Below are 15,511 nucleotides of genomic sequence, written 5' to 3'. Positions count from 1 at the left end.
TTAAGCCCTCAATGCGCCTCATCCCAGTTATGCGCTGCACGCGCGTCGACCTGTAATGGCACGGAAAGCGACACGGCTGGCATGGCTGCATTTTCCATCACATGACGGACAACAGGGATCGTCTTTTCGACCTCGTTTTCAGGCACTTCAAAGATCAATTCGTCGTGGACCTGCAACAGCATACGGGCTGCAAGCTTTTCATCTGCCAGCGTATCTTCCATACGGATCATGGCACGACGGATAATATCGGCAGCCGAGCCTTGAATAGGGGCATTGATTGCCGCACGCTCATTGAACGCGCGAACCTGCGGATTGGATGCTTTGATGTCGGGATAATGCGCGCGACGACCGAAGATGGTTTCGACATAGCCATGTTCGCGCGCAAAAGCCTTGGTCGCTTCCATATAGTCCTTGATGCCAGGAAAACGCTCAAAATAGGTACGGATATATTGCCCTGCTTCTTCACGCGGGATGGACAGCTGATTGGCAAGACCAAAAGCCGATATGCCGTAAATGATACCGAAGTTGATCGCTTTGGCGCGGCGGCGTACCTCTGACGGCATGCCTTCAACAGGTACGCCAAACATTTCAGAAGCCGTCATGGCATGAATATCGATGCCATCGGCAAAAGCCTGTTTCAGCTGCGGAATATCGGCGACATGCGCCAGCACACGCAATTCGATCTGGCTATAATCGGCAGAGATCAGCTTGTTGCCCGGTTCTGCAATGAAAGCCGTTCTAATCTTGCGGCCTTCGCTCGTGCGCACCGGAATGTTCTGCAAATTCGGCTCAGACGAAGACAAGCGCCCGGTTGAGGTGGAGGCCATGGCGTAAGATGTGTGTACGCGCTTCGTCTGCGGATGAATATAACCCGGCAGCGCATCGGTATAGGTGGACTTGAGCTTGGTCAGCTGACGCCAATCAACGATTTTGCGGGGCAGAGGCAAGCCTTCAGCAGCCAGATCTTCCAGCACTTGCGCGGAGGTCGACCATTGGCCGGTCTTGGTCTTGGATGCGCCGGGAAGCCCCATTTTACCAAAGAGAATATCGCCAAGCTGCTTGGGCGAACCGATATTGAATTTTTCACCAGCCAGTTCGTAAATTTCATCTTCGAAACGTGCAGCGGACTGGGCAAGATCGCCCGACAGGCGGGAGAGCACCTGACGATCAACCGAGACGCCGCGTTCTTCCATGCGGGCAAGCACATCAACCAGCGGGCGTTCAAGACGCTCATACACCGACGCGAGCCCTTCTGCCGCCAGACGCGGTTTCAGCACCTGCCAGAGACGCAATGTCACATCAGCGTCTTCAGCGGCATAGGCCGTTGCACGATCAAGATCGACCATATCGAAGGTGACGGCGCCTTTGCCGCTGCCAGTCACTTCTTTATAGGCGATGGGCGTGTGTCCCAGCCAGCGTTCGGACAATGGGTCCATGCCATGACCGCCGATGCCGGCATCCAATACATAGGACAGTAACATCGTATCATCAAAGGAGACGGTGTTGATGCCATGACGACGCATGACCAGCCAGTCATATTTCATATTCTGCGCGATCTTGAGAACGGATGCGTCTTCAAGAACGCTCTTCAACGCCGCCAGCGCCTTATCAAGCGGTATCTGCCCTTCAACCATGCCGCCGCCGAGCAGATCACCTGCACCGGACTTGTGCTGGAGCGGGATATAGGCTGCCTCGCCCGGAGCAAGCGCCAGCGAGAAGCCGATCAGCTCTGCCTGCATCGGATCAAGCGAATTGGTTTCCGTATCAAAAGCAACCAGACCCGTCTCGACAGCTTTCGCAAGCCACTTATTCAGCGTTTCAATGTCGCGAATGCAGGTATAGGCCGTCGTGTCGATTTTTTGCGCCAAAGCATCCGATGCACGCTTTGCGGCAAGCGCTTTCGGCGTGTAGCCGCTTGCTTCCGCAGTATCGGCGGAGGGCGAAGCTGCGGTTTCCGACGATGTCGCAGCCTCTGGCTTTGCAGGCACATCAACGTCCGGGCCGTGCGCGTCTGCTCCCCATTCGGTTTCGATGTGGCAAGGCTCAACTGCCGACGCATCCGTGTCGGTTGCTTCCGCCACGCGGCGCGTCAGCGTTGTGAAATCCAGCGCTTTCAGGAAGCCTATGAGTTTCGGACCATTCTGCGGTTCAAGCACCAGACCATCAAGATCAACATCGAGCGGCACATCGACTTTCAGCGTCACGAGTTCGCGTGCGATCTTGGTCTGATCGGCATAGGCGATGATGTTTTCACGGCGCTTGTTCTGTTTGATCTCGGACGCGCGTGCCAACAGCGTATCCAGATCGCCAAACTCTTCCAGCAATTGCGCCGCGGTCTTCGGGCCGATGCCGGGAATGCCCGGAACATTATCGGTGCTGTCACCGGTCAGCGATTGCAGATCGATCATCTTTTCCGGCGGTACACCCCATTTTTCGATCACTTCCGGGATCGAAATCTGTTTGTCCTTCATACCGTCATACATCGACACTTGTGGTGTCACGAGCTGCATCAGGTCTTTGTCAGACGATACGATGGTGACATCGCCGCCGGCTTCCGCCGCGATACGGGCATAGGTCGCGATCAGATCGTCCGCCTCAAAGCCTTCTTTTTCGATGCAAGGCAGATTGAAAGCGCGGGTTGCCTGACGGATCAGGCCAAATTGCGGGATCAGGTCTTCGGGCGGCGCGGTACGATTGGCCTTATATTCAGGGTAGATTTCCTTGCGGAAAGTCTGCGACGAATAGTCGAAAATGACCGCAAAATGCGTTGGCACCACACCCACATCGGTATTGCGCGCATCCTTCAACAGCTTCCACAGCATGTTGCAGAAGCCAGACACGGCCCCCACCGGCAAGCCATCCGACTTACGGGTCAGCGGTGGCAGGGCATGATAAGCGCGGAAAATATAACCCGAGCCGTCAACGAGAAAGAGATGATCGCCTTTTTTCATGGCTTAGGATTAGAGGAAACAAAGCATAAAGAAAACCGGCCTTGTGTCAGGAGAAACAAGTGTCCACTTGAAAGGTGAGTTTTTTCACCCCCTGTTCACGCTAAGCTCTCAACCCGATAACGTTTATGTTACGAATTTGTAATCTAAAATGCCCTTGAATAGCCACAGTTGGAGGGCCAATTCTAGGTCATCGACAGTACGTTGATCGCCGGTTTTCTGACCCGTCCCCCGTTGGAAACCGGTTGTAAGCGACAGCCTAAATCCCCTCTCCGGGCTGTCGTTTGTGAGTGTAGTGATATGGCCGTTGTGGTAACCCCCTCACCACGACGGCCAATTCATTTTCTGCTCTCGGTTTTGCGATCTAATCTGGGTTTCTTCTTGAGCTTCGCAGTTGTACTGTGCGCGCAGTATTACGACTCGTCAGGAAATATCCATGTCCGCGCAATCACTCGATAAAGTCCTCAATCATCTCGACGCAAATCTCGACAAGAGTATCGACCATCTGTTCGATCTTTTACGGATCAAGTCGATTTCGACCGATCCGGCTTACAAAGCCGATTGCCGTAAGGCTGCCGAATGGCTGGTCGAGGATTTGAAGTCCATTGGTTTTGACGCAAGCGTGCGCGACACACCGGGCCATCCGATGGTTGTCGCCCACCATGACGGCGCCACCGCTGATGCGCCGCATGTCCTGTTCTATGGCCATTATGATGTGCAGCCGGTTGACCCGCTCAATCTGTGGGAAAACGATCCGTTTGAACCTGCTATCAAAGACGTTGGCAATGGTCGCAAAATCCTGACAGGTCGCGGAACCTCTGACGACAAGGGTCAGCTGATGACCTTTGTTGAAGCCTGCCGCGCTTATAAGGCAGTTAACGGCAATCTGCCTGTCAAAGTAACCTTGCTGTTTGAAGGCGAAGAAGAATCCGGCTCACCATCACTCAAGCCATTCCTTGATGCCAACAAACAGGAACTAAAGGCTGATGTGGCGCTGGTTTGCGACACAGCCATGTGGAATGAAGAAACACCAGCGATCAGCGTCGGTTTGCGTGGTCTGGTTGGCGAAGAAATCGTTATCAAGGCGGCTGACCGCGATTTGCATTCGGGCTTCTTTGGTGGTGCCGCGGCCAACCCGATCCATATTTTGAGCAAAATCCTTGCCGATCTTCATGATGAAACCGGACGCGTTACGGTTCCGGGTTTCTATGAAGGTGTGGAAGAAACACCGTCACAGATTTTGCAATCATGGGAAAGCCTTGGCCGCACGGCTGAAAACTTCCTTGGGCCGATTGGACTCTCGGTTCCTTCGGGCGAAAAAGGCCGCAGCGTTCTCGAACTGACATGGGCGCGCCCGACTGCCGAAGTCAACGGCATCATCGGCGGCTACACCGGCGAAGGCTTTAAGACCGTTATTGCAGCGGAAGCATCTGCTAAGGTTTCATTCCGCCTCGTGCATAAGCAGGATCCAGTCAAAATCCGCGCAGCCTTCCGCGCTTTCGTCGAAGAGCGTCTGCCAGCCGATTGTTCGGTCGAGTTCCACCCGCATGGTGGCTCGCCAGCCATTCAGCTGCCTTATGATTCACCTCTGGTTTCCAAAGCCAAAGACGCACTCTCAGATGAATGGCCAAAGCCAGCGGTGCTGATCGCCATGGGCGGATCGATCCCGATTGTCGGTGATTTCGACAAATTCCTTGGCATGGAATCGCTGCTTGTTGGCTTCGGCCTTGAAGACGACCGCATTCATTCGCCCAATGAAAAATATGAGCTGACGTCTTTCCATAAAGGTCAACGCTCTTGGGCCCGTATTATGGCGGCTATCGCCGCAAAGTAAGGAAGACTAAATGACTATTCGTTTTCACAAAAACGATCTGCCGAACCTTGAGCATTATCAGGTGGATTCGGTTGCAATCGATACCGAGACGCTGGGCCTTAACCCACATCGCGACCGGCTTTGCGTGGTGCAGATTTCGCCCGGCGACGGCACCGCAGACGTGATCCAGATTGAAGCTGGCCAGAAAGAAGCGCCTAATCTGGTCAAGCTTTTGCAAGACAAAGCGATAACCAAAATCTTTCATTTTGGCCGCTTTGATCTTGCGGTTTTGGCGCATGCCTTTGGCACCATGCCGGAGCCGGTGTTCTGCACCAAGATCGCATCCAAGCTGACGCGCACATACACGGATCGCCACGGTCTGAAGGAAATCTGCGGCGAGTTACTTGAGGTTTCGATCTCCAAGCAGCAGCAATCATCGGATTGGGCGGCAGAGGTTCTGTCGCAGGCACAGCTTGAATATGCGGCATCTGACGTTCTTTATCTGCACCGCCTCAAGGCAGTTTTTGAACAGCGCCTTGAGCGCGATGGCCGCACCAAACAAGCCGAAGCCTGTTTCAAATTCCTGCCAACCCGCTCAGAGCTTGATCTGATGGGCTGGCCTGAAACGGATATTTTCGCTCACGCGTAAATTATTAAATGGCGGCGTCAGCCGCCATTTTCTTTTCCGGTTCGCGCTCGATAGAAGCCCATGCGGGACGGCGAAACAGGAATTTTCCATAGCCGCTCCATTGAATAAGCCCATAAAGAATAACCGGCCCAATGACGCCGCTTGCTGTCGTTAGTAATGAAACTGTCCCGACATCGAAGATGTCAATTTTAAGCAGCACAGTTCGCGCAATCGCCATTGGCAAAAAGAACGCCAGATAAACGACGATTGAATGGGCTCCCAGCCAGCTCAAACCGCGATGCAGCCAGTTTTTATCGGACATGAGGTTAATCAGCGCTGAAATCGCTATGATCGCCAATGCGCCCACGAAACCAAGAGCCAGCGCAATAATTGGCAGATCGCTCACAGCCCCGCGTCCATTCAGCAGATCACCGGCAGGGGTAATCAGTGTTGCAAGACTTTCCGGTACGGGCATGAAGACCAGCCTGTATTCCACAAAGCCCCAGATCAGAAGGCCAACAACCGCCACAAGCGGGCGTTGACGCAACCAGTCTGCCAAGCGGAAAATCGCTTTCGCAAAGGCATAGCCTGCAAAGAAGTAAACGAAACGCGCGCAGAATTCGTCGATCATCACCCAGCCCGTATGGATAGGCAGGATTTCCAGAATTGCCAGCATAGCTAAAGTCACGCCGACTGGCACGCGTTTCAAAAGTCGCGTCACAACAAAGAAAACCGGCAAAATATAAATGAACCAAAGCGTGCCAAATGGTTCAATAAACGCCATGAGATAGGCTTCCATTACGCCGCTAATTCCGGCCTCGCTGGCAATGCCCGGTGCTTTGAAAGCAAACTGTATCGTCAGCCAGAGAATGTAGAAATAGAGAAAATGCACAACCTTACGGTCGAGATACCGCCGCCATGGCCGGTCGATGACGAGGCTCAGAAACAGACCGGAAATCAGAAAGAAGTCCGGCATCCGAAACGGCTTGGCAAAAGCGACGACATAATGCATCCAGCCTTGCGCATCCGCCGCCTTCTCCACACCCAGCGTAGAATGCATCATGACAACAAAAATGATGCAGATTCCCTTGGCTATATCGACCCAATCGATTCGCATTGAGGTCCGGTCCGTGCCCCGCATTCTTGCTCCAAACGCCGTTTTCGTGGTCATCTGCTTATCGCAATCGCATCAGCAAGAACATCCTGTTTGGGTGGGCGACGCAGGATTGCGATATGACCCATACAGAAATACAATTTAAAATAGAAAAAATAATGTCTTTTATACAACTTTTAATACTTAATTTTAAGTGTGACCCTATTGCTACAGACACAACCCGAGAAACACGCCTAACTAGAACAGTATTTGATTATTCTTTTTGCTCCGATGAGGTTTTTCATGAAGCTTAAATCAATCTTTCTGGCATCGACTTTCATTTTCGTTGGTGCAATGGGCGCCCATGCAGCTGATGCTATCAACTACCATGAGCCAGCTCCTGTCATCAGCGCTCCGGTATTTTCATGGGGCGGGGCATATATTGGTGGCCAGGTTGGCTATGGCTGGGCAAAATCTACACTGGACAATTACTACAAAGTTGAGCCAAGCGGTTTTATTGGTGGCCTTTATGCAGGTTACAATTTTGAAATGAGCAATAATGTTGTGCTCGGCATTGACGGCGATGTCACCTATAATAATCTAAACGCCGAAACCAAGCAGGGCACGGAAACGTTTGAAAGCCGTATGCGTCTGTCAGGAGCCGTTCGTGCGCGCGCAGGTTATGCAATTGATCGTTTGATGCCCTATATTGCTGGCGGTGTCGCTTTCGGAAAAATTAAAAACGCAATTGGTTCTTCTGTAATCGATTCTGCCCAGAACAAAACCCTCACAGGTTGGACCGCTGGCGCAGGTATAGATTATGCAGCTACCGACAACGTCATTCTTCGTCTGGAATACCGCTATACAGACTACGGCAAGGGAAATTATAGTTTCTATCTCCCGAATACCGAATTTAAAAACGAATTCAAGACGAATGAATTGCGCCTTGGTGTTGCATACAAATTTTAAGTCGAACTTATTCGACCAGTTTAATAACACCCACCGTAAGATTGTGATCTTAGGGTGGGTGTTATTTTTCCGAAATGCCCTACCCGAGATGCTTTACCACCAAACAAGGAGCACTTGGATTCAGAAATCTCGAAACTTAACACAGAATTACGAACTGTATTTTGCTTCCTGCGAAACGATGAAATTGATATTCTCGCATCGCACATGTTTGAAGCCGATGATGACGTCGTGAAAACCCAATCAATATCTACTGGCGAAATCGCCTAACAGTGCAGTTCGCTAGACATAGGGTAATTTCCGTCAATCAGAATACCTCGCCACCAAACGTCGAGATGGCTTTCGCAACCTCACCTTCGGCAGCTAAAGTCCTAAATTTAATACTTTGATAACCAAAGGCAGCAGCTTTTTGGCGTAAACGCACGCTAAACCGCAACTTTTGCGACTAGTAACTGACTGTGTCTTTCTTGCTACAGACTTTGAAGAGGGATCGCTTATATTAGGGTCAACAGATTGAATTTTCCCGTTTCCCCTGAGGAGGTTTATTATGAAGCTCAAGTCACTTCTTCTCGCATCGACCGTAGCTCTTGTTGCAGCAACTGGCGCGCAGGCAGCTGATGCCATCGTTTACGAAGAACCAGCTCCAGTGGTTGTTGCACCATCATTCACATGGAACGGTGCATATCTCGGTGGCCAGATTGGCTATGGCTGGGGTAAGTCGCGTTTCAGCCAGGACGGCGAATTTGGTGCAATTAACATCAAGCCAGACGGCTTCCTCGGTGGTCTGTATGCTGGTTACAACTTCGATCTCGGCAACAGCGTTGTTCTAGGTATCGACGGTGACGTAACCTACAACAACCTCAAGGACAGCTACTCGGAAACTGATGGCGTTGTAACCGACAGCCTCGAAAGCAAGCTGCGCTGGTCGGGTGCTGTTCGTGCCCGCGCTGGTTACGCAGTTGATCGCTTCCTGCCTTACATCGCTGGTGGTGTAGCTTTCGGTCAGGTTAAGAATACACTTTCGTCGTCTGGCGATGCAGATGCCTTCAGCAGCTCGCAGAGCAAGACCCTTACCGGCTGGACCGCTGGTGCAGGTGTTGATTATGCAGCAACAGATAACGTAATTGTTCGCCTCGAATACCGTTACACCGATTACGGTCGTAAGGACTTCACATTCAGCGATGGAATCGACAGCGCGACTGTTCGTGACAAGTTCAAATCCAACGAAATTCGTCTCGGCGTTGCATACAAGTTCTAATCTGATTAGAGCATTTTTTGGAAAGGCCTCGCATTTGCGGGGCCTTTTCTTTTTGCGCTGTTGGAACGTTGTTTTTTTGTGAATGCTGAGTTTACTCCCCTTTAAACTGCCGCATTTACACTTCAGGCGATAAACAACATAAAAATATGCAGGCGGGTGGATTTAAGCAGATATGGCATCGCGAGACGGTAGAAACGGACGTATCGAACCTTCCTTCGGCAATGCGCCGAAAAAGGAAGAGGAAGAAGACGTGTTTCGCGTCGATGATGAGGAGCGCATGGCCAGAACGCAGCGCAGCGGCAAGCAGTCTGAGAAACGCGAACCGCGTGGTTCACGCCGCAAGCCAAAAAAGCGCGGCGGCTTTTTTGGCTTCGTTCGCCGTGCCTTCTACTGGTGCCTGGTGCTTGGCCTTTGGGGCGGGATCGCATTCGCCGGTATGCTCGTCTATTTCGCAGCCAAGATGCCACCGACGACCGATTGGAGCATTCCCGATCGTCCGCCAAATGTGCGTATCGTTGATGTCGGAGGCAATCTGATTGCCAATCGTGGCACAACGGGCGGTGAGGCAGTGGGCCTGCATGAAATGTCACCTTTTATTCCGCAAGCCGTCATGGCGATCGAAGACCGCCGCTTCATGTCACATTTCGGTATTGATCCAATTGGTCTGGCGCGCGCAATTGTGACCAATGTGACCTCTGGCCGCGCCGTGCAGGGTGGATCAACGCTGACCCAGCAGCTTGCCAAGAACCTGTTCCTTTCACCGGACCGTACGCTGGAACGCAAGGTGCAAGAAGTGATGCTCGCTCTCTGGCTTGAGCATAAATACACCAAAGAGCAGATACTGGAGATGTATCTCAACCGCGTTTATCTCGGGTCGGGTGCCTACGGCGTTGATGCCGCATCGCGCCGCTATTTCGGAAAGTCCGCCAAGGACGTGAACTTGATGGAAGCGGCAACCCTTGCCGGTCTTCTCAAGGCACCGTCACGTCTCTCGCCCGCACGCGACCCGGAAGCAGCAAGCGCTCGTGCCAAGCTTGTGCTTGGTGCCATGCGTGAAGAAGGCATGATCGATGATCGTCAGGTGGCGATTGCGGAAAGCGAGCCACCAGCACGTGCGGCTTCTTACTGGCAGGGTTCTGAAAACTATTTTGCCGATCGTGTTGTGGCTGAAATCCCGTCTCTTATCGGCGAAACCAAAACCGACATCACTGTTGAAACAACTGTCGATCTCAACCTTCAGCGTGCTGGTGAAGAAGCGATCAAGGATCAAATTACTGCAAACGGCAAGAAGATGAATGTGAGCCAGGGCGCGCTCGTTTCGATCGATGGTACGGGTGCAGTACGCGCATTGGTTGGTGGTTATGATTATGCTGCCAGCCAGTTTGATCGCGTGACCGATGCGCGTCGTCAGCCAGCATCATCGTTTAAGCCATTTGTCTATCTGACCGCTCTGGAACAGGGGCGCACACCTGACTCTGTACGCAATGATGCGCCCGTGCGGATTGGCAAATGGACGCCAAGCAACGACAACGGCAAATATATGGGTGAGGTGACGCTGGCGACCGCATTGTCCCACTCGCTTAATTCCGTTTCAGCACAGCTCGTGATGGAAGTCGGCCCACAGACTGTGATCGACACGGCGCATCGCCTCGGCGTTCAGTCGAAGCTGGAGCCCAATGCGTCGCTCGCACTGGGCACATCCGAAGTCTCGCTTCTGGAACTGACTGATGCCTATGTTCCATTCGCTAATGGCGGCTATCGGGCCCCGGTCTATTTCATCACAAGGATCACCGATTCAGACGGCAAGGTTCTTTATCAAAGACAGGATGGCATCGGTCCGCGTGTGATTGATGAACGCAATGTCGGCATGATGAACGCGATGCTCCGCAGGACAGTGGAAGACGGCACGGCAAAACGCGCCGCCTTCGGCTGGCCAGCCGCGGGCAAAACCGGCACCAGCCAGAATTTCCGCGATGCATGGTTCGTCGGCTACACCGCCAATCTCACCACAGGTGTCTGGTTCGGCAATGATGACGGCAAGGGTATGAAGCGCGTCTTCGGCTCGACATTGCCTGTTGCCGCATGGAAAACCTTCATGAAGGAAGCCCACAAGGGCGTGCCTGTTGCCGAGCTTCCCGGCCATTACGACATTCAGAACATCATCCCCGGCGGCAGCGACGGTATCGATCCAAACAATCCGTATGAACCGGGTATGATTCCGCAAGGCGGCTATGGTGAGCAGCCAATGGCTGGTAACGGCGATGATGGCTATTGGCCACCAGCACCCGACTCCCCTGCCCGTAATACGGTTCAGCAAGGTCAGCAGCCCGGCACACCGGCCAATTATCCGGTCAATGACAATGGCGCACCATTGCCTCCAGGAAATGTTGGCGGGCAGCCGCAGCAGAACCGTGATTCAACCACGCTTCTCGACATCATCATGGGCAATTCGCAGTGATCTTCTCTTAGGGCCGTTAATACCGGCCCTTATCGCGATCAAGTGAAGCAGATAGCGCTAATAGCTGTGAAATCCGCTCGAAATCCTGAGTGGCTTAGTCTATTCAAGGATGGAGAGTGAGGTTTTCATGTCTACAGTTTCCCAAACAGATGCGGCCCGGTCTGATACTCCCAAGTCGGACCTGGATCGTAAAACCCTTGTGTTGACAGGGGCAAGCCGTGGCATTGGTCATGCAACGGTCAAACGTTTTTCACGCGCTGGCTGGCGCGTCATTACCTGTTCGCGTCAGGATTTCGCTGAGAACTGTCCATGGCCCGCAGGACCGGAAGATCACATCAAGGTTGATCTTGCGGATCAGGAAGACGTAGGCAAAGCCATTGCTGAAATCCGCCGCAGGTTAGAAGCCAATGGCAGCAAGCTGCATGCGCTTGTCAACAATGCCGGCATTTCACCAAAGGCAGAGGGTGGAAAGCGCCTGAACTCGATTGAAACACCGATGGCCGTGTGGCGTGATGTGTTTCAGGTGAATTTCATGGCGCCCATTATGCTGGCGCGCGGCCTGTTCAAGGAACTGGAATCCGCGCAAGGCTCGGTGGTCAACGTGACATCGATTGCCGGTAGCCGCGTTCACCCTTTTGCTGGCACCGCTTATGCCACCTCAAAGGCAGCACTTGCCGCGCTCACCCGCGAAATGGCGTCCGATTTCGGCCCGCATGGTATTCGAGTGAATGCGATTGCACCCGGCGAAATCGACACTGCAATCCTGTCTCCCGGAACGGAAAAGCTTGTCGAGCAATTGCCGATGCGTCGCCTTGGCAAAACCTCAGAAGTTGCAGAAACAATCTATTATCTGTGCTCCGAAGCTTCATCCTATGTGACGGGTTCGGAAATTCATATCAATGGCGGCCAGCACGTGTGATAATTTTCCAGAGCGCGGCGTTGAATAACACCGCGCTTTTGTGCTTATCTTACTCTTCAATCGATTTAACAGCCGAGTTTACTCATGATCCTATGCTGCGGTGAAGCCCTGATTGACATGCTGCCACGCGAGACAACGTCCGGCGAGACAGCCTTTTTGCCACTTGCCGGTGGATCGGTTTTCAATTCGGCTATTGCGCTTGGTCGTTTGAATGTCCCGACTGGCTTTTTTTCCGGGCTTTCGTCAGATTTCTTTGGTGATGTGCTGCGCGACACGCTTGCGCACTCCAATGTCGATTATTCCTATTCCGCCATTTCGGACCGCCCGACGACACTGGCATTTGTGCGACTGGTGGATGGACAGGCCCGCTATGCCTTTTATGATGAGAACACAGCGCTGCGGATGCTCTCCGAAAGCGATATTCCGCCCATGAATGATGCGATCAAAGCCATGCTTTTTGGCTGCATCAGCCTGATTTCAGAGCCATGCGGGAGTGTCTATGAAGCGTTGATGACGCGGGAAGCCAAGAACCGCGTGATGTTCCTGGATCCGAATATCCGCTCCAGCTTTATCGCGGACCGTGAAAAACATCTTGCCCGCATGAAACGCATGATTGCCCTTTCCGATATTGTGAAGCTCTCCGATGAAGATCTGGACTGGTTTGGCGAAAAAGGCAGCCATGACGAGATTGCATCCCGCTGGCTCGAACGTGGCCCAAAGCTGATCGTCATCACCAAAGGCCCCCATGGTGCAGATGCCTACACGGCAAAGGCGACTGTTCGCGTGCCCGGCGTTAAAGTGGATGTGGTGGATACGGTTGGCGCTGGCGATACAGTCAATGCGGGGATCCTCGCAAGCCTGTATCACCAAGGACTTCTCAGCAAAGAAGCGGTTGCACGTCTTGATGAAGACCAGATCCATGCCGCCGTCGCGCTCGGCGTGCGAGCGGCAGCTGTTACGGTTTCCCGCGCCGGAGCCAATCCGCCATGGGCGGTGGAAATGAAAGATTGAACTAGCGTGTGAACGGACACGTCCCTGCCCTTGACCTCAATCACTTAGCGCCTTCTATTGGACGAGGGCGAAAGAGAATCGAATTCAAGCGAGGGACAATCATTGAACGTCTTGCGTATAGCTGCCTTCTCGCAGGGCAATCAGGGCGGCAATCCCGCCGGAGTTATGATATCTGAGAAGATGCCCTCAGCTGAGGACATGCAGAAAATTGCAAAGGATGTTGGCTTTTCGGAAACAGCCTTTGCCATGCCGGAAGCCGGAGGCTTTCGCGTGCGCTACTTTGCGCCGGAAACGGAAATTCCGTTCTGCGGCCATGCCACAATTGCGCTGGGTGCAGCACTTGCAATGCGTGAGGGTGATGGACGCTTTGCATTGAAGCTTAACAATACCGAAATCAGCGTGGAAGGTCGCAAGGAAGGCGAGCTGTTTGCCGCCAGCCTGCAATCACCGGGAACGCGTAATCGTGCTGCAACCGATATGGAAATCGAACAGGCGCTGGCGCTTTTCAATTATGAAAAAGATGATCTTGCGCCGGGCATTCCGCCTGCGCTCATCCATGCCGGAGCCGACCATATCGTTCTGCCTTTGCGCTCACGCGAAAAGCTTGCCGCCATGCATTACGATTTGCAGCGCGGCCGCGTTCTGATGAGCCGTCAGGGCTGGACAACCATATTGTTGATAAACGCCGAAACGCCCACACGCTTCCACAGTCGCAATCCATTTGCCTCGGGTGGCGTCTATGAAGATCCTGCAACCGGCGCTTCAACTGCGGCTTTCGCAGCTTATTTACGCGATCTGGGCTGGCCACATGGTGGCTCCATTGAAGTCTTTCAGGGCGAAGACATGGGAATACCGTGTCATCTTCGTGCAGATATCGGTCTGGAACGTGGTGGATCAATCCGCCTTTCGGGTACAGCGCGTCTGATGGAATAGTAAAACCACAGCTCATTAAAACGCCGATCTGATTAAATCAGATCGGCGTTTTAATTGTTTGTCTTAAAGCGCATCTTGTTCCGAAAACCGCTTCGCACTTTTCGGGATGCGCTCTAGACTTTGACGAGCTGCTCCACCCGCTCTTCATTACCAAAGAATTTGAGATAGCGCTCCACTTCTTTTGGATCGCCGGTCGCCTTTTGCGGATTGTCCGAAAGCTTGACCGCCGGGCGTCCATTGGCATCGATCACCTTACAAACCAGCGATATGGCCTTAAGGCCATGGATCGTTGTCGGCGCGCATCCGGCAAAGTCATTCGTGAGGTTGGTGCCCCAGCCAAAGCTCATGCGCACGCGGCCTTCAAAGTGGCGATAGGTTTCCTCAATCGTATCGACATCGAGCGCATCCGAGAAGATCAGCAGCTTTTCGCGTGGGTCTTTGTCGCGCGACTTCCACCATTCGATAATCCGTTCACCACCTTCAATCGGCGGCGCACTATCAGGACGGAAACCTGTCCAGTCAGCAACCCAGTCCGGCGCATTGCGCAGGAAAGCAGCCGTGCCAAAGGCATCGGGCAAAACAATGAGAAGATTGCCGCCATAATAGCGGTTCCAATCCTGCAACACGCGATAAGGTGCTGTGCGCAGTTCTTCATCTGTATTAGCAAGCGCTGCCAGCACCATCGGCAATTCATGCGCATTGGTGCCAAGCGCTTCCAAATCATTATCCATCGCAAGAAGCACATTGCTTGTGCCGGTGAAGGCGTCGCCAATGCCTTCTTTCAGCGCCTCAACGCACCAGCGCTGCCACAGGAACGAATGACGGCGACGGGTGCCAAAATCGGAAATTTTGAGATCGGGCAATTCGCGCAGCCGCTCGACCTTGCTCCACATTTTGGCTTTAGCGCGCGCATAGAGAACATCGAGCGAGAATGGCCCAAGGTTTTTCATCGCCGCCCGCGAGCGAAGTTCGTTGATAATGGCGAGTGCTGGAATTTCCCACATGGTGGTGTGTGACCAGGGACCATGGAAATGCAGCTCATACTGCCCGTCCTTGCGGCGCAGATCATATTCCGGCAGTTGGAAATCATGCAGCCAGTTAAGAAACTCGGGCTGGAAAATTTGCTTGCGACCGTAAAAGCTGTTACCCGCCAGCCAGATCATTTCTTTCTTGGTAAAGCGAAGCGTGCGCGCATGATCAAGCTGCGCGCGCAACTCGCCTTCGTCAATCTCGTCTGCGAGGCGCACAGAGGTCGTGCGATTGATCAGCGAGAAGGTCGCGTCCACCTTGGGGTAAAGCCCCCAGATCATCTGCAGCATCAGAAGTTTGTAGAAATCTGTATCCAGCAGACTGCGAACAATCGGGTCGAGCTTCCATGCGTGGTTAAAGACGCGCCGCGCGATATCGGTTTTGGCCATGGCGGCCTCCATTGCATGAGCATGGGCTATAATCCCCCAAAGCGATTACAGCCAGAAAGAAAGGCG

At 53.0% G+C, this 15,511-nt stretch carries 11 protein-coding genes; 8 read left to right on the top strand and 3 right to left on the bottom strand.

Features of this window, described 5'->3' with window-relative positions; all coding sequences use genetic code 11:
* Positions 1-8: 8 nt before the first annotated feature.
* Complete coding sequence (gene polA, locus U2P60_RS10505) at positions 9-2,951, bottom strand: DNA polymerase I (protein ID WP_413572531.1); 2,943 nt, start codon at positions 2,949-2,951, stop codon at positions 9-11.
* 433 nt (positions 2,952-3,384) lie between these two features.
* On the opposite strand from polA, the gene U2P60_RS10500 reads away from it, so the two are divergent.
* Complete coding sequence (locus U2P60_RS10500) at positions 3,385-4,782, top strand: dipeptidase (protein WP_413572530.1); 1,398 nt, start codon at positions 3,385-3,387, stop codon at positions 4,780-4,782.
* Positions 4,783-4,792: 10 nt separating this feature from the next.
* Positions 4,793-5,410, top strand: coding sequence for a ribonuclease D (locus U2P60_RS10495; RefSeq protein WP_313827765.1), 618 nt, complete (start codon positions 4,793-4,795; stop codon positions 5,408-5,410).
* 4 nt (positions 5,411-5,414) lie between these two features.
* On the opposite strand, the gene U2P60_RS10490 is transcribed toward U2P60_RS10495, so the two are convergent.
* Positions 5,415-6,506 (bottom strand): acyltransferase family protein, encoded by a 1,092-nt coding sequence (locus tag U2P60_RS10490; protein ID WP_313827764.1) that lies wholly within the window; start codon positions 6,504-6,506, stop codon positions 5,415-5,417.
* A gap of 279 nt (positions 6,507-6,785) precedes the next feature.
* Here U2P60_RS10490 and U2P60_RS10485 point away from each other — a divergent pair, with 279 nt between their 5' ends.
* From U2P60_RS10485 to U2P60_RS10460, 6 genes are all read left to right on the top strand, one after another.
* On the top strand, positions 6,786-7,451 hold the full coding sequence (locus U2P60_RS10485) for an outer membrane protein (protein ID WP_413572528.1): 666 nt from the start codon (positions 6,786-6,788) through the stop codon (positions 7,449-7,451).
* Positions 7,452-7,995: 544 nt separating this feature from the next.
* Positions 7,996-8,706, top strand: a complete 711-nt coding sequence (locus tag U2P60_RS10480; protein WP_313827762.1) for a porin family protein — start codon at positions 7,996-7,998, stop codon at positions 8,704-8,706.
* Positions 8,707-8,878: 172 nt separating this feature from the next.
* Positions 8,879-11,164: a transglycosylase domain-containing protein gene (locus U2P60_RS10475; RefSeq protein ID WP_413572527.1), complete on the top strand. Its 2,286-nt coding sequence runs from the start codon at positions 8,879-8,881 to the stop codon at positions 11,162-11,164.
* A 127-nt stretch (positions 11,165-11,291) separates the two neighbouring features.
* Positions 11,292-12,083 carry an SDR family NAD(P)-dependent oxidoreductase gene (locus U2P60_RS10470; RefSeq protein ID WP_413572525.1) on the top strand — a complete coding sequence of 264 codons (792 nt, stop codon included), beginning with the start codon at positions 11,292-11,294 and terminating at the stop codon, positions 12,081-12,083.
* An 84-nt stretch (positions 12,084-12,167) separates the two neighbouring features.
* Positions 12,168-13,094, top strand: coding sequence for a carbohydrate kinase (locus U2P60_RS10465; RefSeq protein WP_313827759.1), 927 nt, complete (start codon positions 12,168-12,170; stop codon positions 13,092-13,094).
* A 102-nt stretch (positions 13,095-13,196) separates the two neighbouring features.
* Positions 13,197-14,027 (top strand): PhzF family phenazine biosynthesis protein, encoded by an 831-nt coding sequence (locus U2P60_RS10460; protein WP_413572524.1) that lies wholly within the window; start codon positions 13,197-13,199, stop codon positions 14,025-14,027.
* Between the two features lie 113 nt (positions 14,028-14,140).
* On the opposite strand, the gene pncB is transcribed toward U2P60_RS10460, so the two are convergent.
* The gene (pncB, locus tag U2P60_RS10455; protein WP_313827757.1) at positions 14,141-15,445 is read right to left on the bottom strand and encodes a nicotinate phosphoribosyltransferase; all 1,305 of its coding nucleotides are present in this window, start codon (positions 15,443-15,445) and stop codon (positions 14,141-14,143) included.
* Positions 15,446-15,511 lie beyond the last annotated feature (66 nt).

The sequence above is a fragment of the Brucella sp. H1_1004 genome, from assembly GCF_047308065.1.
Lineage (GTDB): Bacteria > Pseudomonadota > Alphaproteobacteria > Rhizobiales > Rhizobiaceae > Brucella > Brucella pseudogrignonensis_B.
Note: the sequence above shows the minus strand (reverse complement) of the source record. Positions and strands in the feature narration are given on the sequence as shown.